The 24,397-nt window shown below is 59.1% G+C and carries 23 protein-coding genes; 6 read left to right on the top strand and 17 right to left on the bottom strand.

All coding sequences use genetic code 11. The features are described 5' to 3' along the window. Positions 1–5 precede the first annotated feature (5 nt). The 12 genes from trpS to pilM form a co-directional block, all read right to left on the bottom strand. Complete coding sequence (gene trpS / locus E7738_RS15390; RefSeq protein ID WP_394515789.1) at positions 6–1,010, bottom strand: tryptophan--tRNA ligase; 1,005 nt, start codon at positions 1,008–1,010, stop codon at positions 6–8. Between the two features lie 15 nt (positions 1,011–1,025). After that, positions 1,026–1,703: a phosphoglycolate phosphatase gene (locus E7738_RS15385; protein WP_394515788.1), complete on the bottom strand. Its 678-nt coding sequence runs from the start codon at positions 1,701–1,703 to the stop codon at positions 1,026–1,028. Continuing rightward, positions 1,687–2,370 (bottom strand): ribulose-phosphate 3-epimerase, encoded by a 684-nt coding sequence (rpe, locus tag E7738_RS15380; protein WP_021507425.1) that lies wholly within the window; start codon positions 2,368–2,370, stop codon positions 1,687–1,689. The genes E7738_RS15385 and rpe overlap by 17 nt, the downstream gene beginning before the upstream one ends. Before the next feature lie 65 nt (positions 2,371–2,435). Continuing rightward, positions 2,436–3,248, bottom strand: coding sequence for an adenine-specific DNA-methyltransferase (gene dam, locus E7738_RS15375; RefSeq protein ID WP_021507424.1), 813 nt, complete (start codon positions 3,246–3,248; stop codon positions 2,436–2,438). 96 nt (positions 3,249–3,344) lie between these two features. Beyond that, complete coding sequence (locus E7738_RS15370) at positions 3,345–4,358, bottom strand: SPOR domain-containing protein (RefSeq protein ID WP_394515787.1); 1,014 nt, start codon at positions 4,356–4,358, stop codon at positions 3,345–3,347. 94 nt (positions 4,359–4,452) lie between these two features. Then, a complete protein-coding gene (gene aroB, locus E7738_RS15365) occupies positions 4,453–5,541 on the bottom strand; it encodes a 3-dehydroquinate synthase (RefSeq protein ID WP_021507422.1) in 1,089 nt (362 codons plus the stop codon). 39 nt (positions 5,542–5,580) lie between these two features. Further along, positions 5,581–6,102, bottom strand: coding sequence for a shikimate kinase AroK (gene aroK / locus E7738_RS15360; protein WP_010617392.1), 522 nt, complete (start codon positions 6,100–6,102; stop codon positions 5,581–5,583). A 481-nt stretch (positions 6,103–6,583) separates the two neighbouring features. Then, positions 6,584–7,843 carry a DNA uptake porin HofQ gene (gene hofQ, locus E7738_RS15355; protein WP_394515785.1) on the bottom strand — a complete coding sequence of 420 codons (1,260 nt, stop codon included), beginning with the start codon at positions 7,841–7,843 and terminating at the stop codon, positions 6,584–6,586. After that, on the bottom strand, positions 7,785–8,165 hold the full coding sequence (locus E7738_RS15350) for a HofP DNA utilization family protein (RefSeq protein WP_394515784.1): 381 nt from the start codon (positions 8,163–8,165) through the stop codon (positions 7,785–7,787). The genes hofQ and E7738_RS15350 overlap by 59 nt, the downstream gene beginning before the upstream one ends. Then, complete coding sequence (locus E7738_RS15345) at positions 8,155–8,643, bottom strand: HofO family protein (protein ID WP_394515783.1); 489 nt, start codon at positions 8,641–8,643, stop codon at positions 8,155–8,157. Before E7738_RS15345 ends, E7738_RS15350 begins: the two co-directional genes overlap by 11 nt. Continuing rightward, complete coding sequence (locus E7738_RS15340) at positions 8,636–9,178, bottom strand: PilN domain-containing protein (RefSeq protein ID WP_394515782.1); 543 nt, start codon at positions 9,176–9,178, stop codon at positions 8,636–8,638. Before E7738_RS15340 ends, E7738_RS15345 begins: the two co-directional genes overlap by 8 nt. After that, the gene (gene pilM / locus E7738_RS15335) at positions 9,178–9,987 is read right to left on the bottom strand and encodes a type IV pilus biogenesis protein PilM (protein ID WP_278707716.1); all 810 of its coding nucleotides are present in this window, start codon (positions 9,985–9,987) and stop codon (positions 9,178–9,180) included. The genes E7738_RS15340 and pilM overlap by 1 nt, the downstream gene beginning before the upstream one ends. 148 nt (positions 9,988–10,135) lie before the next feature. Here pilM and mrcA point away from each other — a divergent pair, with 148 nt between their 5' ends. Then, a complete protein-coding gene (gene mrcA / locus E7738_RS15330; protein ID WP_031279687.1) occupies positions 10,136–12,685 on the top strand; it encodes a peptidoglycan glycosyltransferase/peptidoglycan DD-transpeptidase MrcA in 2,550 nt (849 codons plus the stop codon). A gap of 83 nt (positions 12,686–12,768) precedes the next feature. Here mrcA and nudE read toward each other — a convergent pair whose 3' ends face one another. Then, positions 12,769–13,335, bottom strand: a complete 567-nt coding sequence (nudE, locus tag E7738_RS15325; RefSeq protein WP_021507415.1) for an ADP compounds hydrolase NudE — start codon at positions 13,333–13,335, stop codon at positions 12,769–12,771. Between the two features lie 398 nt (positions 13,336–13,733). Here nudE and E7738_RS15320 point away from each other — a divergent pair, with 398 nt between their 5' ends. The 4 genes from E7738_RS15320 to pckA all read left to right on the top strand — a co-directional run bounded on the left by E7738_RS15320 (position 13,734) and on the right by pckA (position 19,304). Next, positions 13,734–15,875 carry an intracellular growth attenuator family protein gene (locus E7738_RS15320; protein ID WP_394515781.1) on the top strand — a complete coding sequence of 714 codons (2,142 nt, stop codon included), beginning with the start codon at positions 13,734–13,736 and terminating at the stop codon, positions 15,873–15,875. Between the two features lie 239 nt (positions 15,876–16,114). Then, positions 16,115–16,516: a ribosome-associated heat shock protein Hsp15 gene (gene hslR / locus E7738_RS15315; protein WP_021507413.1), complete on the top strand. Its 402-nt coding sequence runs from the start codon at positions 16,115–16,117 to the stop codon at positions 16,514–16,516. Between the two features lie 25 nt (positions 16,517–16,541). Continuing rightward, positions 16,542–17,414, top strand: a complete 873-nt coding sequence (gene hslO, locus E7738_RS15310) for an Hsp33 family molecular chaperone HslO (protein ID WP_021507412.1) — start codon at positions 16,542–16,544, stop codon at positions 17,412–17,414. A gap of 270 nt (positions 17,415–17,684) precedes the next feature. Then, a complete protein-coding gene (gene pckA, locus E7738_RS15305; protein WP_394515780.1) occupies positions 17,685–19,304 on the top strand; it encodes a phosphoenolpyruvate carboxykinase (ATP) in 1,620 nt (539 codons plus the stop codon). 133 nt (positions 19,305–19,437) lie between these two features. Here the strand turns inward: pckA and envZ are convergent, their stop codons facing one another. Both envZ and ompR read right to left on the bottom strand, forming a co-directional pair. After that, entirely contained in the window at positions 19,438–20,796 is a 1,359-nt protein-coding gene (gene envZ, locus E7738_RS15300) for a two-component system sensor histidine kinase EnvZ (protein WP_031279686.1), read from the bottom strand. Next, complete coding sequence (ompR, locus tag E7738_RS15295; protein WP_001157751.1) at positions 20,793–21,512, bottom strand: osmolarity response regulator transcription factor OmpR; 720 nt, start codon at positions 21,510–21,512, stop codon at positions 20,793–20,795. The genes envZ and ompR overlap by 4 nt, the downstream gene beginning before the upstream one ends. A 510-nt stretch (positions 21,513–22,022) precedes the next feature. On the opposite strand from ompR, the gene yjbE reads away from it, so the two are divergent. Continuing rightward, positions 22,023–22,265, top strand: a complete 243-nt coding sequence (gene yjbE, locus E7738_RS15290; protein WP_021507409.1) for an exopolysaccharide production protein YjbE — start codon at positions 22,023–22,025, stop codon at positions 22,263–22,265. Between the two features lie 102 nt (positions 22,266–22,367). Here the strand turns inward: yjbE and greB are convergent, their stop codons facing one another. Further along, positions 22,368–22,874 carry a transcription elongation factor GreB gene (greB, locus tag E7738_RS15285; RefSeq protein WP_058780186.1) on the bottom strand — a complete coding sequence of 169 codons (507 nt, stop codon included), beginning with the start codon at positions 22,872–22,874 and terminating at the stop codon, positions 22,368–22,370. A 53-nt stretch (positions 22,875–22,927) separates the two neighbouring features. Beyond that, positions 22,928–24,190: a hypothetical protein gene (locus tag E7738_RS15280; RefSeq protein WP_394515779.1), complete on the bottom strand. Its 1,263-nt coding sequence runs from the start codon at positions 24,188–24,190 to the stop codon at positions 22,928–22,930. Positions 24,191–24,397 lie beyond the last annotated feature (207 nt).

Raw genomic sequence — 24,397 nt, 5'->3', positions numbered from 1 at the left:
CCGGCTTATGGCTGCGCCACGAAGCCTACGGCGTCATACACTTTCTTCAGCGTTTCCTGGGCATGCGCACGGGCTTTCGATGCGCCATCGCGCATCACTTGGTTGAGGAACGCTTCGTCATTGCGGAAACGATGATAACGCTCCTGCAGCTCAGTCAGCATCTCAGACACAGCATCTGCCACCGCGCCTTTCAGGTGACCATACATTTTGCCTTCAAACTCCTGCTCCAGCTGCGCAATCGACTTACCGGTCACGCCTGACAGGATATCCAGCAGGTTAGACACGCCCGCTTTCTCTTTGATGTCGTAACGCACCACCGGCGGCTCTTCCGAGTCGGTCACTGCACGCTTAATCTTCTTCACCACCGATTTGGTGTCTTCCAGCAGACCAATCACGTTGTTGCGGTTGTCATCGGATTTCGACATCTTCTTCGTCGGCTCCAGCAGTGACATCACGCGCGCGCCGGACTTCGGAATAAACGGCTCAGGAATTTTAAACACGTCGCCGTACAGCGCATTGAAGCGCGCGGCGATATCGCGGCTCAGCTCAAGGTGCTGCTTCTGATCTTCGCCGACCGGTACCTGGTTAGTCTGATACAGCAGAATATCGGCCGCCATCAGCACTGGATAATCGAACAGACCGGCGTTGATGTTCTCTTCGTAACGTGCCGATTTGTCCTTGAACTGCGTCATGCGGCTCAGCTCGCCGAAGTAGGCGTAGCAGTTCAGCACCCAGCTCAGCTGCGCGTGCTCCGGTACGTGCGACTGCACGAAGATGGTGCTTTTTTCCGGATCGATACCGCAGGCAAGGTACAGCGCCAGCGTATCCAGCGTGGCTTTGCGCAGCGCGGCCGGGTCCTGACGAACGGTGATGGCGTGCAGATCGACGATGCAGTAAATGCAGTGGAAATCATCCTGCATCTGCACCCACTGACGCAGCGCACCCATGTAGTTGCCAATGGTCAGTTCACCGGAAGGCTGGGCGCCGCTGAAAACGATGGGTTTGCTCATGTTATGTCCTGATAATCACAGCCCGAGAACGGGCAAAAGTTCGCTAAAAGTATCGAGATTTAAATCGGGCTGGCTGGTGGCAATCGGCTCACCGTAGTTGTAGCCGAAGGTCATCGCAACGTTTGGCACGCCCGCCGCCTGGGCAGCGAGAATATCATTGCGCGAATCACCGACAAACAGCAATTGTCCTGGAAGCACGCCGAAACGGCCGAGAACGAGGAAAATCGCCGCCGGATGTGGTTTTTTCACCACCACATCGTCGCCGCCGATGATCAGAGAAAAGTAGCCGGCAATGCCGAGCGACTGCAGCAGCGGAGCAACAAACGGTGTGGGTTTGTTGGTGACGATGGCCAGCGGCAGACCGCTGGCATGCAGCGCAGCCAGCGTCTCCTGCACCTGTGGAAACAGCGTACTGCCGGCTTCCACCGTTGCGGCGTAATGTTTGTCGAACAGCGCACGCGCGTCGCGCTGCTCGTCAGCCTGCGGCTCACGGCCCAGCGCCCAGCTGAGCGCCCGCGCCATCATGATGTCCGCACCGTTGCCAATCCAGGTTGAGACGCGCTCAACGCCTGCGGGCGGCAGCTGCAAATCGGCCAGCGCCAGATCGATCGCCTGTGCCAGGCCTGGCGCGCTGTGCACCAGCGTGCCATCGAGATCGAACGCCAGCGCGCGGATATCAGTGAAATGAGCCATTAACTTTCTCCAGTTCGCTGCGCATCTCATCGATCACCTTCTTGTAATCCGGATGACCGAAGATCGCCGAGCCGGCAACAAACATATCAGCCCCGGCCGCCGCGATCTGACCGATGTTATCGATCTTCACGCCGCCATCCACTTCCAGACGGATTTGGTAACCGCTCTGGTCAATGCGACGACGCGCTTCGCGCAGTTTATCCAGCGTGCCCGGAATAAAGGACTGGCCGCCGAAGCCGGGGTTCACTGACATCAGCAGAATGATGTCGAGCTTGTCCATCACGTAATCGAGATAGCTGAGCGGCGTTGCCGGATTGAACACCAGACCGGCTTTACAGCCGTGCTCTTTGATTAGCTGCAGCGTACGGTCAACGTGCTCGCTGGCTTCGGGATGGAAAGTAATGAAGCTGGCACCCGCTTTGGCGAATTCCGGGATCAGCGCATCGACCGGTTTGACCATCAGATGCACATCGATGGGCGCGGTTATGCCGTAATCGCGCAGCGCTTTCAGCACCATTGGCCCCATGGTCAGATTGGGAACATAGTGGTTATCCATCACATCGAAATGCACCACGTCGCCACCCGCTTCCAGCGCTTTAGCGGTATCTTCGCCCAGGCGGGCAAAATCAGCGGCAAGGATTGATGGGGCCAGTAAAAATTGTTTCATCCGAATCTCCCAATTTTGTGCGCCAGCCGGAGCTGGCGTGATGCGTTGGTCGCGGACGAAACAGGCTAGCGGAAAAGCGCCAGCAGTTCGTCAACCTGAGTGCGACCACTTATGCTTCGGCTGATGGAACGCCGGGCTTTAACTACGTGTAAATCCGCATGCTGATACCACTCGCGCGTCAGCAGGGTATCGTGGTTTGAAATCAGTACCGGGATGCGGCTCTCCTGCGCCAGCTTACTGGCCAGTTCCGCCAGATGCTGCTGCTCGCGCAGACTAAAGCTATTGGTGTGGTAAGCGGTAAAATTAGCCGTCGCCGACAGCGGCGCGTACGGCGGATCGCAATAAACCACTGAGCCTGCAGGGGCGTTGCCCAGAGTAACATCGTACGATTCACAGACAAAGGTGGCTTTTTGCGCGCGCTCGGCGAACCATAACAGTTCGGCTTCCGGGAAGTACGGCTTACGATAGCGACCAAAGGGCACATTAAATTCACCGCGCAGGTTGTAACGGCACAGGCCGTTGTAACCGTGGCGGTTGAGATAAAGAAACAGCACGGCGCGCTGATAGGTATCCGTGCTGGCGTTGAACGCCGTACGCTGGGCGTAATAGGTTTCCGCCGTATTGCCGCTGGCGCTGAACAGCTGGCGCGCGTCTTCAATAAACGAGGCGGTGCGCGTTTTAACGATATTGTAGAGATTGATCAGATCACCGTTGATGTCCGCCAGGTGATAACGGTCATAATCGGTGTTGAGGAATACGGAACCGGCGCCGACAAAAGGTTCGATTAAACAATCACCTTGTGGCAGATGACGACGGATATCGTCAAGCAGCGGGTATTTCCCTCCGGCCCATTTCAGGAAAGCGCGATTTTTCTTCATGCTGTCGTGGCTATTACATCTTAATTATTGGCTGTGGCGAAACCGACAGCAGATCTGCGCTTAGAACGGGGCCGCAGCAGCGCGGCCCCACATCACTTACTGGCTCTCTTTCTTCACCTGGCTGAGCGGTTTAACCCACGGGTTCGCCGCACGCACTTCCGCCGGCAGTGAAGCTACTGCACGTTTGGCTTCGGCCGGTGTGGCATAAGCGCCGCTCACCAGCACGTACCACGGCTGGCCGTTACGCGTGGTTTTATACACGTGATAACCGCTCAGATTCTGTTTCTTCGCCCAGGCGTTCAGGCTCGCTTCTTTCGACGCACCGCTCAGCTGCAGCGTGTAGTTGCCGCCCGATGGCAGCGACTTGCTGGCACCGCCACTGCTGGCCGGTGCGCTGTTGTGCGCGGTGGTGGTGTGCGTTTTGTTCTCTTTCACTGCGGCCGGTTTGCTGGCAGCCGGGGTTTTGTGGCTGCTACTGCTGGCACCGAGGCTGCGCGGTGGCGTCTCAGCGCGTACCGCCGGCGGCGTGACCGCTTTGCCGGCGCTGCCGCTGACCGTTGCCGGTGCGGTAGGCAGCGAACTGTTGCCCTGTGCGCCCTGCGCCGCGGCATCAACGGAACCCTGCTGATTATTCAGCGCGGTATTGAGATCGCCCGGCAGCGTTACGCGCTGCTGGTTGGCCGGTGTGTCAACCGGTGCTGCCTGAGTCGGCGTGGAGGAGACAGACGGCATGGAGATTGACTGGCCGTCACTGCCGGCGGGTGCGGCATTACCGGCGGTATTCTGCGGCGCACTGCCCTCAGCCGACGGCGTGGCATTCTGCTGGCCGCTCATAGTGGTCGAACCTGACAGGTCGATATTCTTTTCACTGCCGCCGCCAGCCGGTGCCGCGCTACCGGTGCTGGCCGGTTTCTTCTCGTCCGGGCCGGTCAGCGCGGAGCCAATGCCCAGCACCAGAATCAGCAGCACCAGAATGCCGATGCCCATCATCATATGCTGACGGGAAACCGGTACTTTCGCTTTCGGCGCAGAAGACGATTTGCGAGGCCGCGTGGGACGGCGGTCACTGGCGTCAGGTTTTAACTCGTCTTCCGGTTTGAACTCATCCATTTAGCCTCCTCCGTAAAACGGCACGCTTCCCACGTGCCGCATCACTGCTCACTGTTCCCCCGCCGGACAGCAGCCCGACGTAGTCCGGGGATAATCAAGATACTTTGCAATCGTTAATCGCAGCCAGCACCATATCATGCGCCACGCCGCCACGCACTTCGGAGCGGCCAATAGCGAGAGGCAGCACCAGACGCAGCTCGCCGCCGAGCACTTTTTTATCGCGCATCATGTGCGGCAGATAGGCTTCTGCTGTCATGCTGGCCGGGCCGTTAACCGGCAGGCCAGCACGCTGCAGCAGCGCAATAATGCGGTCAGTATCGGCAGCGCTGAACTGACCCAGACGCTCAGCAGTGCGCGCCGCCATTACCATGCCCGCCGCAACCGCTTCACCGTGCAACCAGTTGCCGTAACCCATATGCGCTTCGATCGCATGACCAAAAGTATGACCGAGATTGAGCAGCGCACGCAGGCCGGTTTCACGCTCGTCGGCCGCCACCACGTCGGCTTTCAGCTCGCAGCAGCGGCGAATGCAGTAAGCCATGGCAGTGTTATCCAGCGCCAGCAGCGCATCAAGATTCTGCTCCAGCCACTGGAAAAATTCACCGTCGAGAATGATGCCGTATTTGATCACTTCCGCCAGACCGGAGGCCAGCTCGCGCGGCGGCAGCGTAGTGAGGCAGTCGGTATCCACGATCACCGAAGCCGGCTGGTAGAAAGCACCGATCATGTTTTTACCGAGGGGATGGTTCACCGCAGTCTTGCCCCCGACCGAGGAGTCAACCTGCGACAGCAAGGTGGTCGGCACCTGAATAAAGCGTACGCCGCGCTGGTAGCTGGCGGCCGCAAAACCGGTCAGATCGCCAATCACGCCACCGCCCAGTGCAATCAGCGTGGTGTCACGGCCGTGCGGCTTCTGCAGTAGCGCGGTGAAAACCTCGTCCATCACCGCCAGCGTTTTGTACTGCTCACCGTCGGGCAGAATCACCTGATCCACTTTCACCCCGGCGTTGCTCAGCAGCGTCGCGAGTTTGTCCAGATAGATCGGTGCCAGCGTCTGATTCGTCACCAGCATGGCATTGTCGCCGGCTTTCAGCGGCCAAAAAGAAGCCGGATCGTTAAACAGTCCGGCAGCGATGGTGATGGGGTAACTGCGATCCCCCAGTGAGACAGTGATCTTCTCCATGATGACCGATACCTATTGCTGAGCCCTCAGGGTGCTGGATTAATTTTTTTCCAGCATGTTGATGATCTGATTGGCGACAACTTTTGCACTTTGATCGTCAGTGCGAATGGTGACGTCAGCGATCTCTTCATAAAGCGGATTACGTTCGCCAGCCAGCGCTTCCAGTACTTCGCGCGGCGGTTCGTCAACCTGCAGCAACGGACGCTTTTTATCACGCTGAGTGCGGGCAAGTTGCTTTTCGATGGTGGTTTCGAGGTAGACGACCACACCGCGGGCGGAGAGACGATTACGGGTTTCACGGGATTTGACGGAGCCGCCACCGGTCGCCAGGACAATGCCCTGTTTCTCGGTCAGCTCGTTGATGATTTTCTCTTCACGATCGCGAAAACCGGCTTCGCCTTCCACATCAAATACCCAGCCTACATCCGCTCCGGTACGTCGCTCAATTTCCTGATCGGAATCGAAAAATTCCATATTGAGTTGCTGAGCTAACTGACGACCAATAGTGCTTTTGCCGGCACCCATCGGCCCAACCAGAAAGATATTGCGTTTCTCTGCCATTTTGTCGGTATTACTAAGAATTCGTTGATGATACCCCGCGTTCAGCACATTGCTGGCGGGACAGGAACTGAGACCTCATGAGCGTTAGCAAGAGTCAGACGGAAAATTATCTCAACACTCATGGCCGTTTGGCAACCGAATAAATTGCCCCCGGCGACCTTCAAACAGGACCGGTCTGTGGTTCGCGAGACGGTAACGCTCTTCCTTTTTTGCCATCCTTGTGCGCGCTACAGGTGCGCTGGCTGGGCCTGTCGCTCCCGACAGCTTACCTGCGTAAACTGTGGAATAGGTGCCGTTGCTGAAGTCCTGTACCACCCAAAATTCGGGCATATTTCTTTCGATGTCAGTATCGCTTGTCACTGACACCCGCCGGAAGGTTATCCTGCCGCGTTCCGTTACACCGTTTTAAAATCGCTAAACCTTGTATGCTAATTCCTGCCCTGCGTCAACGCAGTTGGTCATATGGAGCGAATTTTCCGCTTTATCCGGCGGTAAGCGCTGCTTCCCTGACCAGTCGCGGCGTGATGAAGATCACCAGCTCACGTTTTTTGCGCTCGTCGGTCTGCTGACGAAACAGACTGCCGAACAGCGGCACCTCGCCCAGCCACGGCACGCGCTTTTCGCCCTGGGTGCGCTGCTGCTGGAAAATACCGCCCAGCGCCAGCGTTTCACCGTCGCGCAGCGTCACCTGAGTGGCGATTTCCTGCTTATCGATGCTCAGCACCTGACTTTCCCCCATCGTCAGGCTGCGACCCGGCATGTTCTGGCTCAGCCGCAGCGTGAGCTGAATACGCCCGTTGCCCAATACTACTGGCGTCACCTCCATGCCCAGCACCGCCTCTTTGAACTCAATCGCCGTCGCACCGCTGTTACCGGATTTCACCTCATAGGGGATTTCGGTGCCCTGCTTGATGGTGGCGGTCTGCTGGTGTGAGGTAAACAGTCGCGGGCTGGCGATGATTTCGATCTGGTTCTCCTGCTCCAGCGCACTCAGCTCCAGATTAAGCAGTTCGCCGTTCATCGGTCCGAGCGTGACGCCGGCGCGTATCGCCGGATTGCTCACCGCCAGCGGCACCAGCAGCTGCGGATTGCGCAGCGCCCCGGTGACGACATCGCCGGGTGCGGTGCTCCAGCTGACGCCGAGCTCGCGCAGATGCTCTTCATTGATGGTGACAATGTGCGCTGACAGCTCAACCTGCTCCAGCGGCAGATCCAGCGCCTGCAGCCAGCGCTCGGTATCGCGCAGCGCCTGCGCGCTGTCCCGCAGCAACAGGCTGTTGGTACGGCTATCCACCGTCACGCTGCCGCGCGGCGTCATCAGCGAGCGTTCCGCCTGCAGGCTGCGGTAGACATCGCTGGCGCTGGCGTAGTGCAGCGTGACGGTGCGCTGCTCAAGCGGCGCCTGCAACTGCTTCTCTTCACGCTCCGCTTGTGCCTGCTGTGCCTGTCGCTGCTGCCAGCTCTCCGGATAGACCAGCAGCACACCCTCCTCCTGGATCACCGTGAGTTTCGCCAGCCGCGTGACCAGCGCCAGTGCGCGCTCCCAACCGACGTTATCGAGTCGCAGCGACAGCCGCCCCTCCACGCCCGGCGCGATCAGCAGGTTGGTTTGCTGATAGTCAGCCAGCGCCTGCAAAATGCGCTCGACCGGCGCATCATCAAATACCAGGCTCAGGGGCTGATCAGCGGCGTGCAGCGGATTGCTCAGCGCCAGCCACAGCAGCAGAGTCATCCTTTTCATAAAATCCTCCTTTTATTACCCATGTGATGTGCTGCGGCGGACAGCTTTGCGTGGCGCTCAGTACCAGCGTATGTGCACTGAGCTGGGTTACCTGCCACGGTGCCACCGGAAAAGCAGCCGGTGCGCTCAGCCGCTGACGTTTGCCCTGCGGTGAAACCAGCCAGGCCACAAAGTGCGGCGCGCGACCAATGATGCCCTGTAAGCGCCAGCCGTGCGGCACAGCAGCAGGCGCCTGACACTGGCTGGCAGCCAGCGGCTGGAACGGATCGCGCGCCAGCGCCCAGCTGCTGCACAGCAGTAACACCAGTGCGCTACTCCGCATCGTCACTCTCCAGCCAGAACTCGCTGTGTAACACGCCCTGCTCCGCTTGCAGCTGAAAACGCTGTGGCACCGCTAACGCCGTCGCAGCCAGCCCGCTGAACAGCGGCAGAAACTGCGGCCAGCTCAGGCGCAGCGCCAGCTGCTGTGGCTGACTGTCCGGATGCCAGGCCTTGAGCTGATTGCCGCGCGCTGCCACCAGCTGCTCTAACGATACGGATGCTACCGTTGCCGCTGGCTGCAGCGTTGCGATCTCCGCCTGAAGCTGTCCGATGGCCGGTCGCGCGTCCAGCTGCTGCTGACGTTGCTGGTGCTGCTGCGCCAGTTGTGACAGCTGCTGTTGTAGCGTGCTGAATTGCTGCTGTTGCGGACGCAGCAGCAGTAGCCACGCCAGCCCGAGTAACAGCAGCGCCAGCAGTTGCAGGCTGGCTATTCGCCACGTCAGTGCCAGCTGCAGCCAGCGCTGGATGAGTTCATTCATCGGTCGCCTCCTGCAGCCGGGCGCGCAGCGCGAAGCGGTAATCTCCCTGCGCCTGACGCTGTACGCTGCCCTGCTTCACCGCCGCAAACAGCGGCTGCGTCTGCAGTTGCTGGCGGAACGCGCTGACATCAGCCAGGCTTTGCGCCAGACCGTCCAGCACCAGTTGCCCCTGTCGCCGCTCCACGCGACTCAGCCACAGCGTCTCCGGCATCAGCGTGGGCAGTTGCTGCCAGAACTGCTGCCAGCGTTGATGCTGCTGCAGCCGCTGTTGCTGCGCCTGCTGCCTGTGTAACAGATCATCCCGCTGCGCCATCAGCGTTTGCTGTTGCGCCAGCCGCTGCTGTATCTGCTGGAGCTGCATGGTCATATCGGCCTGCTGCCGGGCTGTATGCTGGAGCCGCTGTTCAGCGCGCCACCACAGCAGCAGCGTGAGTAACAGCGTTACCAGCAGCACGACAACCAGCAACGCCACACTGTGCTGGCGGCGTAGCAGCAACTGCTGTGCCCGCCACGGGAGCAAATTGACCGCCAGCATCAGTAATCCTCCGGACGCAGTGCCAGGCCAAGCGCAATCGCCAGCGCGCCCGCCTCTGCCGGTAGCGGCGGTTGCAGATAGTGCAGCAGCGCCAGCGGCTTGCAGCGCTGCACTTCCGCCTCCGGCAACGCCTGCGGTGAGGTGCAGAACACCGCTTGTGCCTGGGGAAAGGTGTCACGCAGATGGGCGAGCGTCAGGGGTTCGGTCGCTGCGCCGCAGGCGCTATTTTCGCCGGCCAGCGTCCACAGCCAGTGGTCGCTGAGCGGATGGATCAGCAACTGATGCGGGCGCAGCGGAACGCGCATGGCGATCTGCGTCAGTGCCAGACTGCTCAGCTCAAACACGTCGGGGCGCAGTCCGGCCTGCTGCAGCGGCGCCAGCCACTGGGCGATGACGTCGCGGCGCGCGGCGGTGACGTGCAGCTGGCTGGCACTGCCGCCCAGCCGGTAATCCAGCGACAGCGAGGCGGCTTCGACCGGGAACAGGCGTGATGCGGACGCGTTAACGTAGCGGCTGAGCGCCGGCTCGCGCAGTGAGGTTTGCGGCAACGGCAGCGTACGCTGCAGCACCAGCTGCGGCGGCAGGCCAACGCGCAGTGAGTAGCGCCTGGGTAAATGACGTTGCCAGCGCACCAACATCTCCTGTAACACTGGCGAGGTTTGCAACACGCCGTTGCGTAACGTATCGTGCGGCAGCGGCTGCTGCCACCAGTGTCGCAGCTGCCATCCGTGACGGCGTCGTTCAATGCCAAGGGCGCAGAGTTGCCCGTTCTGGATGTCCAGTCCAATTTGCCAGCGCTGAAAAGCCATGCGCGCGATCTCCTTATCGTTACAGGAAAAAGGATGATTACCCGCATTGCATGAAGAATGACGGGTATATCAAAGCGTCAGGCTTGCCTTTATACTACCGCGCGATTGTTTATAAACTGCCCAAACGCCAACAGATGGGAATTCTCAGGTGAAGTTCGTAAAGTATTTATTGATCCTTGCAGTGTGTTGCATTTTGCTGGGAGCCGGCACGGTTTATGGTTTGTACAAATACATAGAGCCGCAGCTGCCTGATGTGAACACATTGAAAGATGTGCGCCTGCAAACCCCGATGCAGGTTTACAGCGCGGATGGCGAGCTGATCGCCCAGTACGGTGAAAAGCGCCGTATCCCGCTCACCCTGCAACAGATGCCGCCTGAGCTAATCAAAGCGTTTATCGCCACCGAAGACAGCCGCTTTTATGAGCATCACGGCGTCGATCCGGTGGGGATTTTCCGCGCCGCCAGCATCGCGCTGGTCTCCGGCCACGCCTCGCAGGGCGCCAGTACCATTACGCAGCAGCTGGCGCGTAACTTCTTCCTCAGCCCTGAACGCACGCTGATGCGTAAAATCAAGGAAGCCTTCCTGGCGATTCGCATCGAGCAGTTGCTGAGTAAGGATGAAATCCTTGAGCTGTATCTGAATAAAATCTATCTCGGCTATCGCGCTTACGGCGTCGGTGCGGCGGCGCAGGTGTACTTCGGTAAACCGGTCGATCAGCTGTCGCTGAGTGAGATGGCGATGATCGCCGGCCTGCCGAAAGCGCCGTCGACCTTTAACCCGCTCTATTCACACGCCCGTGCGCTGGCGCGCCGTAATGTGGTGCTGGCTCGCATGCTGGATCAGAACTACATCACGCAGCAGCAGTATAACGACGCGCGCAACACGCCGCTGACCGCCAGCTATCACGGCCCGGAAATTGCCTTCTCTGCACCGTATCTCACCGAGTTAGTGCGTCAGGAGATGGTGAAACGCTACGGCGACAGCGCCTATGACGATGGCTACAAGGTGTATACCACCGTGACCCGCCATCTGCAGGAAGCCGCACAGCAGGCGGTGCGTAACAACGTGATGGCGTACGATATGCGTCACGGCTATCGCGGTCCGACCAACGTGCTGTGGAAAGTGGGTGAAGCCAGCTGGGATCACACCCGCATCGTCAATACGCTGAAAAATCTGCCGGTCTACGGTCCGCTGAATGCCGCCGTGGTCACCAGCGCCAGCGCCGACGAAGCCACCGCCATGCTGAAAGATGGCAGCAGCGTTTCGCTGACTTTAGCCGGCGTGCGCTGGGCGCGTCCGTATAAATCCGACACCCTGCAGGGCCCGACGCCGCGCAGCGTCACTCAGGTGCTGCAGGCTGGCCAGCAGATTTGGGTACGTAAAGTCGGTGACGCGTGGTGGCTGGGACAGGTGCCGCTGGTGAACTCGGCGCTGGTGTCGCTCAATCCGGAAGATGGTGCGGTACGCGCGCTGGTCGGTGGTTTTGACTTCAACCAGAGTATGTTCAACCGCGCCACCCAGGCGCTGCGTCAGGTCGGCTCGAACATCAAGCCGTTCCTGTATACCGCCGCCATGGACCGCGGCCTGACGCTGGCCTCCATCCTCAACGACGTGCCGATTTCACGCTGGGATGCCGGTGCCGGCGCAGACTGGCGACCAAAGAACTCGCCGCCGACCTATGCGGGTCCGATTCGTTTACGCCAGGGGCTGGGTGAGTCGAAAAACGTGGTGATGGTGCGCGCGATGCGTGCTATGGGCGTTGATTACGCCGCTGAGTATCTGCAGCGCTTTGGCTTCCCGGCGCAGAACATTATCCATACCGAGTCGCTGGCACTGGGCGCCGCATCCTTCACGCCAATGCAGGTGGCGCGCGGCTATGCGGTGATGGCCAACGGCGGCTTCCTGGTCGATCCTTACTTCATCGCGAAGATTGAGAACGAACAGGGCGGCGTGATTTTCCAGGCGCAGCCGAAGATCGCCTGCCCGCAGTGCAATCTGCCGGTGATCTATGGCGACACCAAAAAGTCGGTGGCGCTGAATGAAGAGAGCGTGGAAAACGTTGCCACCTCGAATCAGCAGCAGAATCAGACCGTGCCGCAGCCCGAGCTGGAGCAGGTACCGGCGCAGCCGCAGCCGGCCGGCGATCAGCAGTATGCGCCGCACGTAATCAACACGCCGCTGGCGTTCCTGATTAAGAGCGCGCTGAACTCCAACATCTTCGGTGAACCGGGCTGGATGGGAACCGGCTGGCGTGCCGGTCGCGATCTGAAGCGCAACGATATCGGCGGCAAAACCGGTACCACCAACAGTTCCAAAGACGCCTGGTTCTCCGGTTATGGTCCGGGCGTGGTGACGTCGGTGTGGATTGGCTTCGATGATTCGCGCGCGCTGGGACGCACCACGGTATCGGGTGCGATTCCGGATCAGATCTCCGGCTACGAAGGCGGCGCGAAGAGTGCGCAGCCGGCATGGGATGATTACATGAAAGTGGCGCTGGATGGTGTGCCGGTGCAGCCGCTGACACCGCCGGACGGCGTGGTGACGGTGACCATTGACCGCAGCACCGGCAAGCTGGCCAACGGTGGCGGCAACACCCGTCAGGAGTACTTCATTAACGGCACCCAGCCGACCGAGTATTCGGTGCATGATGTGGGCACCACCATCATGGACAACGGTGAAAGCCACGAACTGTTTTGATCAAAAAAGCCGGGGGAAATCCCCGGCTTTTTGTTTTTACCCCGTGCGACTTTCCGCGCCTTTTATTGCGCCGCCAGGTGTCCTCAATAACTCAACCGCCCCTGCTTCACCAGCCACTCACGCACCATGAACAGCGCGCTGACGTTACGCGCCTCGCGAAAATCCGGCTCTTCCAGCAGCGCCAGCAGATTGCTGAGCGGCCAGCGGCGTACAATCAGCGGCTCCGGCTCATCCCCTTCCAGCTTCTCTTCGTACAACCCTTCAGCTACCACGATATTCATCTTGCTGGAGAAATAGGACGGCGCCATGGTGAGTTTGCCCAGCGCTTCCAGCTGATGCGCGCCAAAGCCCACTTCTTCTTTCAGCTCACGGTTGGCGGCTTCAAAAGCGCTTTCACCAGGATCGATTAAACCTTTCGGGAAGCCCAGCTCATAGGTTTCCAGTCCGACGGCGTACTCCTGGATCAGGATCACGTCATCGCCAATGATCGGCACAATCATCACCGCTTCACGATCGGAGGGCTTCATGCGCTCATAGACGCGACGCGCACCGTTGCTGAAGGCGAGATCAACCGCTTCGATGGTAAACAGGCGGGAGCGGGCCACCGCTTCCACGTTGAGGATGTCAGGTTTTTTCAGGGGAGTGGTCATATCAGCCTCAAACTTAGCACAGCCTTGTGAAACGCGATGACGTCAGCATACCGAAGCCCGCGGCATTGTGCGACACGCAGCGCGGGTCAATCATGGTGACATACATTTGCCCGCTGCCGCTAACAACTTCTTGTTATCTGCACAGTAAGATTTTCACAATAAGTCAACGGGGTAGCAGCAAATTCGGATAATACCGATGTTTAATTGAGGGGCTTGTGAGTACCATCCCGTTAAGGAATAATCTAACAAATTTATAATACAATGATTTTGCGCGGTATTTTGTTTCATTTGCCTCTTGTCAGAATGACTTCTGCTCGCCAAAATTGACTCGTATTGCAGGTTTTACCGGGAGCACATCGTAAACGTGACGGCAGTTTTTTGGCTGGATTGAGCAAAGCATGAGCACTCTTATCGTCATTCTGGCTGTCATGCTGGCCTGTTCGTTAGTGGCCGGAATCGGCTACTGGTACGCTATGCGGCATCGTCCGCCGTTGGCGAAACCACTGCCGTTTATCAGTCCGCCCTGCCGTAAACTCACCGATGAAGAACGCGCTGCCGTTGAGAAGTATATTGCGTCGCTGGGTAAAGCGCGTCAGCACAGCAGCGGGCGATCGACCCGATCGTCACGGGAACCCGAAGCGCTGGCGCTGACCGCACAGAGCAATAATGTTTATCCCGTTACCCGCTCCATCACCCGTTACGGCCTCTCCACTGACGATCCCCACAAATGGCGCTACTACCTGGATGAAGTCGAGGTGCATCTGCCGCCGCTGTGGGAGCAGTACATCGCTGAAGAAAACTACGTCGAGCTGATCCGCACCCAGACCCTGCCGTTGGTGATCTCGCTCAACGGCCACTCGCTGGTGAACTATGCGGTGGAACAACCGGCGCTGCCGCCGCTGGTGCGGCCAATGTCGACCAACGCTTCGATTCGTAAAGAGGAGAGCGAAAACGTCGAGCTGCTGCAGGTGCGCAAAGAGTCGCCGGAAGAGTATCAGCTGTCGCGCGCCGACGGCACGCGTGAAGCGAGCGCCATTTGCTGCGCCTTCCTGCTGTTTTTCCTCAGCCTGGTGCTGCCCGGCAGCCTGATGCTGTGGATTGCGCTGCCCGCCGGCGCGATCGTCGCTGTCAGCCTGTGGTTTATGTACCGATTCCCAGGTGAAAAAGGGCTGCGCGATGTGCACTGTCTGCGCGGCGCACCGAAGCGCTGGGGCCTGTTTGGCGAATCCAATCAGGAGCAGAGCAACATCTCGCTCGGCATCATCGACTTAATCTATCCGGCACACTGGCAGCCTTATGTGGCGCACGACCTGGGCCAGGTGACGGATGTGGATATCTACCTGAATCGTCAGGTGGTACGCCAGGGGCGCTTCCTGTCGCTGCAGGATGAAGTCCGCAACTTCCCGGTACAGCGCTGGCGTAAAAACCTGGTGCTGGCGTGCGGTTCGCTGCTGGTGCTGGTGATGCTGGTGAGCTGGATTCCGCTCAGCATGCCGATCAAACTCAGCCTCGCCTGGTTAAAAGGGACTGAGAGCGTGGAAGTGAACAGCGTCGATAAACTCACTGCCCTGCCGCTGCACATTGGCGATAGCCTGAAAGTGAGCGGCACCGGCATGTGCTCGGTTCCGGGCAATTACCAGAGCAACCGCAGCTACGCGTACATGCCGTTCGACTGCTCGGCGATTTACTGGAACAACGCTGCGCCGCTGCCGCTGCCGCAGTCCGACATCATCGATAAGGCCGCCGCGCTGCTGGAGACCACCACGCAGCAGCTGCATCCGGAAACCAACACCGACCCGAAACTTAACCCGCAGCTGGCATCGGCGATTCAGAAATCAGGCATGATCCTGCTGGATGATTTCTCCGACCTGGTGCTGAAAACCCAGCAGCTGTGCAGCCAGCAGCAGGACTGCGTGCGCCTGAAAAATGCGCTGGTCAACCTCGGTAATGCCAAAGACTGGGATACGCTGATTCACCGTGCGGATTCCGGCAAGCTCAACGGCATGAACGTGCTGCTGCGCCCGGTTAGCGCCGAAGCGCTGGAGAATCTGGTGAACACTGCCACCTCGACCTTCTTCTCGCGGGAGACGCGTCGCGCGGCGGAAACCCTTAACAGCCCGCCGCCGGGCGGATTCCTGATCATTAGCGATGAAGGCCGGCAGATGGTGAACCAGCCGCAGCCGTCGGTGGCGCTGTTCGATCTCGACGCCCCTTCACAGTGGCACGAACTGCAGCGCCTGTCCGGCATGCTGCTGCACACACCGTTTGCCGCCAGCGGTATCATTACCAGCATTACCACCGATGCCAACGGCACGCGCCATATCGCCCTGCACAACGAGCCCGACGCCATGGCGCAGTGGCGCTATCTGGGCACCGCGCTGCTGATGCTGGTGCTGATTGTCAGCGCCGTCAGCAACGGCCTGCTGGCGCTGCGCCGCATCCACCGCAACCGCCTGCGTATGGCGCAGATTCAGCAGTATTACGACAAGTGCTTTAACCACAACCTCAGCACTATGCAGAGCGTGCGCTCGCTGTTCTGACCCTCCGCCTTCTGTGCTACCCTGTCGCCCTGTTTTTCAGGGCGGAAAACAAAATGCCGATTACGCTTAAGGGATTGGCGATGGATCGGCAGCCCGCAACGGCACCTCGCCCTTGATTTATCACGTTGTACCCATACCTTTGGGTATCCGGCACCGGCCCGATCCATCTTTTCGGCGTCATGCGACCGTGTGCGACCGATCGCCACACGGCGCGACGCAGCGTAACAGCAGGAGCCGCAATGAAAGAGAAAACCAGTGAAGGCGTCCGCCTTGATAAATGGCTGTGGGCCGCGCGCTTCTATAAAACCCGCGCGCTGGCTCGCGACATGATTGAAGGCGGCAAAGTGCATTACAACGGCCAGCGCAGCAAACCGGGCAAAGTGGTCGAACTGCAGGCCGAGCTGACGCTGCGTCAGGGCAACGATGAGCGCACGGTGATCATCACCGCCATCGGCGACCAGCGGCGTCCGGCCAGCGAAGCGCAGCAGATGTACGCGGAGACGGCCGCCAGCATCGAAAAGCGCGAAAAGAACGCGCTGGCGCGCAAAATGAATGCCCTGACCATGCCGCATCCCGATCGCCGCCCGGATAAAAAAGAGCGCCGCGATCTGCTGAAATTTAAATTGTCGGGCGATGAATAACTCGCGCCCCCACGAGAGAAACCTTATGTCTGTTCAAGATCAACTGCATCGTTACCTGTTTGAAAATGTCGCCGTGCGCGGCGAGCTGGTCAACGCATCTCAAACCTGGCGCGACATCGTGCAGAACCACGACTATGCCGAGCCGGTCAAAACGCTGCTGGGCGAACTGCTGGTTGCCACCAGCCTGCTCACCGCTACGCTGAAATTTGACGGCGACATCACCGTGCAGCTGCAGGGCGATGGCCCGCTGAGCATGGCGGTGATCAACGGGAATAACCGCCAGGAGCTGCGCGGCGTGGCGCGGCTGAAAGAGGATGCGGAGATCGCCGCCGGCAGCAGCCTGAAGCAGATGGTGGGTAACGGCTATCTGGTGATCACCATTTCGCCTGAGAAAGGCGAGCGCTATCAGGGCGTGGTCGGCCTGGAAGCCGATACGCTGGCGGGCTGTCTGGAAGATTACTTCATGCGTTCCGAGCAGCTGCCAACCCGCCTGTTCATTCGCACCAGCGAGAAAGGCGCAGCCGGTATTCTGCTGCAGGTGCTGCCCGCGCAGGAGCCCAACCTGGATGACTTCAACCATCTGGCCACGTTAACCGAAACCGTGAAGAGCGAAGAGCTGATTGAGCTGCCCGCTACTGACGTACTGTGGCGTCTCTATCATCAGGAAGAAGCCACGGTTTACGACCCGGCGCCGGTCAGCTTTAAATGCACCTGCTCGCGCGAACGCTGCGGTGAAGTGCTGAAAACGCTGCCGCCAGAGGAAGTGGATGAGATTCTGGTCGAAGACGGCAAAATTGATATGCACTGCGACTACTGCGGCACGCACTATGTGTACGACGCCGTGGATATTGCTGCTATTCGTAACGCTCCCTCCGGCAATAGCGATCAACTGCATTAATCAGCAAACGGGCGGTGACGCCGCCCGTATTTTCCGCCGGCGTAGCGCTATGATTTTTCACGGAAATTAACTAATTTACGCTAACTTTAGTTTCATAAGTGGCAGATTTCTCTACTTGTCACGTTCCAGCTCGCATTTTTAACTCTCTTCACTTTTCCACCTCGCTCAGACGTGTACACTGCGCGCGATCTGCCCTGTGCGGCTATGCGCAGCAGGACGCAGAAACCCTCATAAAAAATGCCATGAAGTACCGATTTAAGGAGCAGTCACATGCGCGTTAACGGCCTGACATCGCAAGACCTCGAAACGCTCGGAATTAGCGGCACCACCGAGGTGGTGTACAACCCTGATTACGCCACGTTATTTCAGGAAGAAACCCGCCCGGAGCTGGAAGGTTACGCGCGCGGCACCCTGACGCAGAGCGGTGCCATTGCCGTGGATACCGGCATCTTCACCGGACGTTCGCCGAAAGATAAATACATCGTGCGGGATGACACCACGCGTGACACGCTGTGGTGGAACGATGTTGGCAACGGCAAGAACGACAACCAGCCGCTGTCACAGGAAACCTGGCAGGCGCTGAAAGATCGCTGCACGCAACAGCTTTCCGGCAAGCGCCTGTTTGTGATTGACGCCTTCTGCGGCGCCAACCCGGACACCCGCCTCAGCGTGCGTTTCGTGATGGAAGTGGCGTGGCAGGCGCATTTCGTCAAAAACATGTTTATCCGTCCGACTGAAGCCGAACTGGCTGAGTTTACGCCGGATTTCGTGGTGATGAACGCAGCGCAGTGCACCAATCCGGACTGGCAGGTGCAGGGGCTGCATTCAGAGAATTTTGTCGCCTTTAACCTGACCGAACGCATGCAGCTGATCGGCGGTACCTGGTACGGCGGCGAGATGAAAAAAGGCCTGTTCGCCATCATGAACTATCTGTTGCCGCTGAAGGGTATCGCCTCGATGCACTGCTCGGCCAACGTCGGCAAAGCGGGCGACGTGGCGGTGTTCTTTGGCCTGTCCGGTACCGGTAAAACCACCCTCTCTACCGATCCGGATCGTCAGCTGATCGGCGACGATGAGCACGGCTGGGACGACGACGGCGTCTTTAACTTCGAAGGCGGCTGCTACGCCAAAACCATCAATCTGTCAGAGCAGGCCGAGCCGGAGATTTACCGCGCGATTCGCCGCGATGCGCTGCTGGAGAACGTGGTGGTGCGCGCCGACGGCACGGTCGATTACGCCGACGCCAGCAAGACGGAAAACACCCGCGTGTCTTACCCGATCGAGCACATCGAAAACATCGTGCAGCCGGTATCGAAAGCCGGCCACGCGAAGAAGGTCATCTTCCTGACCGCCGATGCCTTTGGCGTACTGCCACCGGTTTCTCGTCTGACGCCGGAGCAAACCCAGTACCACTTCCTGTCCGGCTTTACCGCCAAGCTGGCCGGCACCGAGCGCGGTGTGACGCAGCCCACCCCAACCTTCTCCGCCTGTTTTGGCGCGGCGTTCCTGACGCTGCATCCAACGCAGTACTCGGATGTGCTGGTGAAACGTATGCAGGCGTCCGGCGCGCAGGCCTATCTGGTGAATACCGGCTGGAACGGCAGCGGCAAGCGCATTTCGCTGAAAGACACGCGCGCTATCATCAACGCGATTCTGGCCGGTGAGCTGGATGAAGCGGAGACCGTGACGCTGCCGGTGTTCAATCTGCAGGTGCCCACCACGCTGGCACAGGTGGACGATGCCATTCTCGATCCGCGCCGCAGCTGGCCTGACGCCGCCGCCTGGCAGCAGGCTGCCGAAGCGCTGGCGCAGCGCTTTATCACCAATTTCGAGAAGTACACCGATAACGATGCCGGTAAGGCGCTGGTGCAGGCCGGCCCGCAGCTGTGAAGTAGCCCAGCTGCCACAACGGCGGCTTAGCGATGGCACATTTCGTCGCGGCGCGATTTATCGCGCATGCCTGCAGCGGTAATATCGCTGATGGATGCGCAATAGATTGCGCCGCTACGGTTGGTGCGGAAATTTAACTAACGTTACTGCTTACTGCCGTCGTGGCGCTGTTTTCCGGAATCGGTAACCACGCGCGGATACGTAATCCGCCGCGTTCACTGTCGCCAATCTCCAGCGATCCGTCATGCGCATCGATAATACGCTGCACAATCGCCAGGCCCAGACCGGTGCCGCTGGTGCTGCGCGCGCTGTCGCCGCGTACAAACGGCTGGAACAGATGCTGTAACTGATCCGGCTTAATGCCCGGACCATCATCCTCCACCTGGAACCACGCGCGATTCAATTCCTGACCGCTGCTGACTTTGATCCAGCCGTTCCCGTAGCGCGCCGCGTTAACCACCAGATTCGCCACCGCGCGTTTAATCGACAGCGGGTTAATATCCAGCATCAGCTCCGCGTCCATCACCGCATTCTCAATCTCGCGCTCGTAGCCGCTCTCCGCCGCCACCACTTCGCCCAGCACGCTATTCAGATCGGCGCGCTCGGTTTGCATCTCCTGCCCGGTGCGCAGGTAATCGATGAACTGCTCGATGATGGCGTTACACTCTTCGATGTCTTTGTTGATCGACTCAGCCAGGTAGCCATCTTCCTCGCCCATCATCTCGGTGGCGAGACGGATGCGCGTCAGCGGCGTGCGTAAATCATGGCTGACGCCGGCCATCAGCAGCGTACGGTCATCGGCCAGCTGCTTCACGCCCGCCGCCATCTGGTTGAAAGCACGCGTCACCGAACGCACTTCCGAAGCACCGTATTCGCGCAGCGGTGGCGGAATAATGCCTTTCCCCACCTGCAACGCAGCGTGTTCAAGATCGACTAAGGGTCGGTTTTGTATACGGATAAACAGCCAGGCGCCGCCAATCGCCAGCAGCATAATCGCCAGGGTATAGCGGAACAGCGGCGAGAAGTCGCCCTGATGGATTTCGGTCAGCGGTACGCGCACCCAGATATCCGGCGACAGCCAGGTTTTCAGCCAGACCACCGGCGAGTTTTTGTTAACCTCAACCCGCACGTCGGTCGGCCCGCCCAGCTGCTGAGCCATCTGTTCACTGAGGAATTCATAATGCTGCGCCCAGCGCAGTCCGCTCTCTTCCGCCGCCGCGTTGGTGTACAACGAGATGCCCAGCTCACGATAAATTTCGCGCCGGAAGGCCGGCGGCACTTCCAGCTGCGTACCATCCTCCAGCTGCAGCCGATCGGTCATCAGCATACGCACTTCGTAGGCGAGGACTTTGTTGAACTGCTGCAGGCTGGGAAGAATGGCGAAATTGAGCACCACCAGGTAGGTCGTTACCAGGCTGACGAACAGCAAGGTAACGATCAACAACAGGGTGCGGGCAAACGAACTGCGGGGTGAGAAGCGCAATCGCCTCATGCTTTACTGCCGTCCGGAACGAACACGTAGCCAAGGCCCCAGACGGTCTGGATGTAGCGCGGATGCGCCGGATCTTCTTCGACCATGCGGCGCAGACGAGAGATCTGCACGTCGATAGAACGCTCCATCGCACTGTACTCACGCCCGCGCGCCAGGTTCATCAGCTTATCGCGCGACAGCGGCTCACGCGGATGGCTCACCAGCGCTTTCAGCACGGCAAACTCTCCGCTGGTCAGCGGCATCGGCTCATCTTCACGGAACATTTCACGCGTGCCGAGGTTCAGTTTGAACTTACCGAAGGCGATGACGGCTTCTTCCTGCGACGGCGCGCCCGGCAGCTCATTGGCCTGACGACGCAGCACAGCACGAATTCGCGCCAGCAGCTCACGCGGGTTGAACGGTTTTGGAATGTAGTCATCGGCGCCGATTTCCAGCCCCACGATACGATCGACCTCTTCACCTTTCGCGGTGACCATAATGATCGGCATCGGGTTACTCTGGCTACGCAGACGACGGCAAATTGACAGGCCATCTTCGCCCGGCAGCATTAAATCCAGCACCATTAAATGGAATGATTCGCGGGTCAGCAGACGATCCATCTGCTCGGCGTTGGCGACGCTGCGCACCTGAAAGCCCTGTTCGGTGAGATAGCGTTCGAGCAGTGCGCGCAGACGCATATCATCATCGACGACCAGAATTTTGTAGTTCTCTTGCATGTTCAACTCCCAAAGGCGCCATTGCCTGAGCCGATATTGTGTAAAAAAGATGCCCGTCTGTGACAGTCATTAATGGTTTATATTCTAGCCGAAATTGTTACAAAGCATATTAAACAGCAGCTTATCTTTAATTTTAACCGCGAACTGCGGCTCCGCTCGCGCTTTTCTGACTGATTTTGACGCCGTTTAGCGCTTGTCTGAAAATCAGCGGCGTTTTCTGTCGGTGAGTGGTCCAGCCGGGCCGTCCCGCTTCCGCCGTCAGGCGGGGCGCGCCATTTGGCTTAAGTTTCGCCTGCAGGATAAGCCAGCGGCCGCGCTCAGCAGCATAAAATATCGCGTTTTCGCCGCTGACTGCGTATCCGCGCTCGGAACAGTGCCAGTGCGCGCGCAAAATAAGGCCAGTGTTAAATAAAGTGATTTAAATCAGTCAGTAAACTCCCCTTTCCTCTGCGCAAATGATCTCCGACACTGCATCGGTACCTGCTTACTGAGTTCATGTGGAGAAGAAAGATGAAAAAAACCGTTGTTCTGCTGAGCGCTCTGGTACTCACCAGCCTCACACAGGTTCAGGCCGCTACGCCAGCGGGCGAAGCCGCCGGCGCACAGGCGTCGACCACGGCCAAAGGTAATTCCGATGCTATCGGCATCGGTGCGGTGGGTGCCCTGCTCGGCGTCGCGCTGGCTACCATGGGCGGCGGCGATCACGGCGGCAGCAGCACCTCAACGACCACAGCGACCACGCCGGGCAAATAACGCTTATCTGGCGCGGCAAGGCTGCGGCGCTTCCCCCTCTTATACTGCCAGCCCTTTCGCCAGCGGAGAATAAGTTGCGCCCCGGCTTGTTTCACCAGGCCATTACTCTCCGCCTCTTTTTTCCTCACTTTCCGTGACGTACTCAATGCGGTTCACAAACCACACCTTCTGTCCTTCCGGCGTGTTCACCGTCACCTCGTCATCCACCTCTTTTTTGATCAGCGCGCGCGCCATCGGCGAGTCGATGGAGATGTAATCTTTCACCGTATCGCCATAGATCTCGTCCGGTCCGACGATGCGAAAACGCTTCACGTCGCCCTGCTCATTCTCCACTTCCACCCAGGCACCGAAGAACACTTTGCCCTCCTGCTGCGGCGCATAATCAACAATTTTCAGCTCGGCGAGGCATTTACGCAGATAGCGCACGCGGCGATCGATCTGGCGCAGCAGGCGCTTGTTATAGGTGTAATCGGCGTTTTCAGAGCGATCCCCCAGGCTGGCAGCCCAGGAGACAATGCGGGTGATTTCCGGCCGCTTCTCATTCCACAGATGGTCGTGCTCAGCACGCAGCTTGTTATAGCCTTCGCGGGTAATCAGTTGGGTTTTCATCGCTTCACTCGTGGTTACAGCCCTGTTCACTGCACAGAGGCTATCACAAAGCCTTACCTGCCCGGACAGGCACCCAGCGTCTTTTTCATCAGGCGCACATAATCGGCGACCAGGCCGGGCGTCCAGGTCATGATTTCTGCCCGTTCGCGCAGCACGCAGGCGCCCCAGAATGCCGGCTGCAGCAGCAGCGCAAACACCTGCTGCAGCCGCTGGCCGTAATAGCCTTCAAACGCCACGTCCAGCGCATCCACCACGGTGGTCGAACAGTTTTTTGCCGTCAGATTATACAGGCTGTCACCACGGTTGGCCTGCCAGTAGCTGGCGAGCGCCTGCCCGTTGTAGTGCTGAAAACTGTAGGTTAAATCCGGGCTGCGCCAGTCGGCAATCTCTGCCGCCAGCGAGGGGAGAAAACGGCCGGGGCGATCATTAATCTGTCCGGCCAGCAGCAGACGCGGCAGCTCATGCGGCTGCGGATCGATCTCCTGCTGCGGATAAAGGCTGATGTAGCCGCGCTCGCCAAAGCTCAGTGCCGCGTGGCCGGTACAAAAGTGCCCTTCACCGTTAATCACGCCGATGTAACGGTCAATCACATAGCGCTTCGGCTGTTGACTGGCTTCAGACTGCGCCTGCCAGACGTGAACACAGAGAGGAAATGCTGCGGCGACTGGCGGAAAGCGGGCCTGCTGCCACGGCCGGAGCCGCGCGATATGACGATGGCCGCGACAAAACCACGGCAGCAGCGTAACGGACTGACCCGCCGGCAGGCGCTGCCACTGGCGCCAGACGCGCCACACCGTCAGGCTGAACGAGAGCAGCAACAGCACCAGCCAGCTGCCCAGCAACAGGCAGGTATGCAGATTGTCATTGAAAAACAGCACCACGCTCAGCACCATCTCGCCGCAGCCCAGCATAAAATGCCGCACCCAGCGCTGGCGCTGAATCAGCGCCGCGCTCAGGCAGCGAAACAGGCCGTTAAACAACAGGCAGATTTCCATCACCGTCAGCAGCAGTTTCTTCAGTTGCCTCTCGTCACCGTGCCACAGCGCGCCGGCCAGCAGCGTGCCGACAAAAATCAGGGAAAACAGCAGATTGAGCCAGCGCTGCAGCGACACCTCGCCGCTCAGCAGGTTAAACAGTAGCGACAGCGACAGTAAGAGCGCCAGCACCTGTAGCGACAGATTGATATGCCCATCGACCAGCACGTCCGCCACGATCATGCCGGCCAGCAGCACGCCGCACAGCGCCAGGCCATAAATCAGCAGACGATAACGCACCAGCAGCTCGCGTCCAGCCAGCAGCAGCAGTAATTTGATCATTGCTTCACCCTCCTTCCGTGGTTTGCCGCGGATTATAGGGCAGAGACGGGGCGAGCCTGGCTGCAACCCGCACGCCATTGCGCTGGGGTTTAACACATAGGTGGCTAAGTTTCTCTGAGTTGCGCGCTGCATTCAGAAAAAGACGGATTCACCGGTCAGCGGCTGGCAATTTGCGGCCTCAGTCCGTATAACTGTCCCCTATTTCTA

The organism is Pantoea sp. SGAir0430, from assembly GCF_043549295.1.
The sequence above is the reverse complement of the archived record's forward strand: the minus strand, read 5'-3'. Positions and strand labels throughout refer to the sequence as shown.

Excerpts from the sequence above, each read along its gene's own strand:
- trpS (WP_394515789.1), bottom strand. The coding sequence starts at position 1,010 with ATGAGCAAACCCATCGTTTTCAGCGGCGCCCAGCCTTCCGGTGAACTG.
- E7738_RS15385 (WP_394515788.1), bottom strand. The coding sequence starts at position 1,703 with ATGGCTCATTTCACTGATATCCGCGCGCTGGCGTTCGATCTCGATGGC.
- rpe (WP_021507425.1), bottom strand. The coding sequence starts at position 2,370 with ATGAAACAATTTTTACTGGCCCCATCAATCCTTGCCGCTGATTTTGCC.
- dam (WP_021507424.1), bottom strand. The coding sequence starts at position 3,248 with ATGAAGAAAAATCGCGCTTTCCTGAAATGGGCCGGAGGGAAATACCCG.
- E7738_RS15370 (WP_394515787.1), bottom strand. The coding sequence starts at position 4,358 with ATGGATGAGTTCAAACCGGAAGACGAGTTAAAACCTGACGCCAGTGAC.
- aroB (WP_021507422.1), bottom strand. The coding sequence starts at position 5,541 with ATGGAGAAGATCACTGTCTCACTGGGGGATCGCAGTTACCCCATCACC.
- aroK (WP_010617392.1), bottom strand. The coding sequence starts at position 6,102 with ATGGCAGAGAAACGCAATATCTTTCTGGTTGGGCCGATGGGTGCCGGC.
- hofQ (WP_394515785.1), bottom strand. The coding sequence starts at position 7,843 with ATGAAAAGGATGACTCTGCTGCTGTGGCTGGCGCTGAGCAATCCGCTG.
- E7738_RS15350 (WP_394515784.1), bottom strand. The coding sequence starts at position 8,165 with ATGCGGAGTAGCGCACTGGTGTTACTGCTGTGCAGCAGCTGGGCGCTG.
- E7738_RS15345 (WP_394515783.1), bottom strand. The coding sequence starts at position 8,643 with ATGAATGAACTCATCCAGCGCTGGCTGCAGCTGGCACTGACGTGGCGA.
- E7738_RS15340 (WP_394515782.1), bottom strand. The coding sequence starts at position 9,178 with ATGCTGGCGGTCAATTTGCTCCCGTGGCGGGCACAGCAGTTGCTGCTA.
- pilM (WP_278707716.1), bottom strand. The coding sequence starts at position 9,987 with ATGGCTTTTCAGCGCTGGCAAATTGGACTGGACATCCAGAACGGGCAA.
- nudE (WP_021507415.1), bottom strand. The coding sequence starts at position 13,335 with ATGACCACTCCCCTGAAAAAACCTGACATCCTCAACGTGGAAGCGGTG.
- E7738_RS15320 (WP_394515781.1), top strand. The coding sequence starts at position 13,734 with ATGAGCACTCTTATCGTCATTCTGGCTGTCATGCTGGCCTGTTCGTTA.
- hslR (WP_021507413.1), top strand. The coding sequence starts at position 16,115 with ATGAAAGAGAAAACCAGTGAAGGCGTCCGCCTTGATAAATGGCTGTGG.
- hslO (WP_021507412.1), top strand. The coding sequence starts at position 16,542 with ATGTCTGTTCAAGATCAACTGCATCGTTACCTGTTTGAAAATGTCGCC.
- pckA (WP_394515780.1), top strand. The coding sequence starts at position 17,685 with ATGCGCGTTAACGGCCTGACATCGCAAGACCTCGAAACGCTCGGAATT.
- envZ (WP_031279686.1), bottom strand. The coding sequence starts at position 20,796 with ATGAGGCGATTGCGCTTCTCACCCCGCAGTTCGTTTGCCCGCACCCTG.
- ompR (WP_001157751.1), bottom strand. The coding sequence starts at position 21,512 with ATGCAAGAGAACTACAAAATTCTGGTCGTCGATGATGATATGCGTCTG.
- yjbE (WP_021507409.1), top strand. The coding sequence starts at position 22,023 with ATGAAAAAAACCGTTGTTCTGCTGAGCGCTCTGGTACTCACCAGCCTC.
- greB (WP_058780186.1), bottom strand. The coding sequence starts at position 22,874 with ATGAAAACCCAACTGATTACCCGCGAAGGCTATAACAAGCTGCGTGCT.
- E7738_RS15280 (WP_394515779.1), bottom strand. The coding sequence starts at position 24,190 with ATGATCAAATTACTGCTGCTGCTGGCTGGACGCGAGCTGCTGGTGCGT.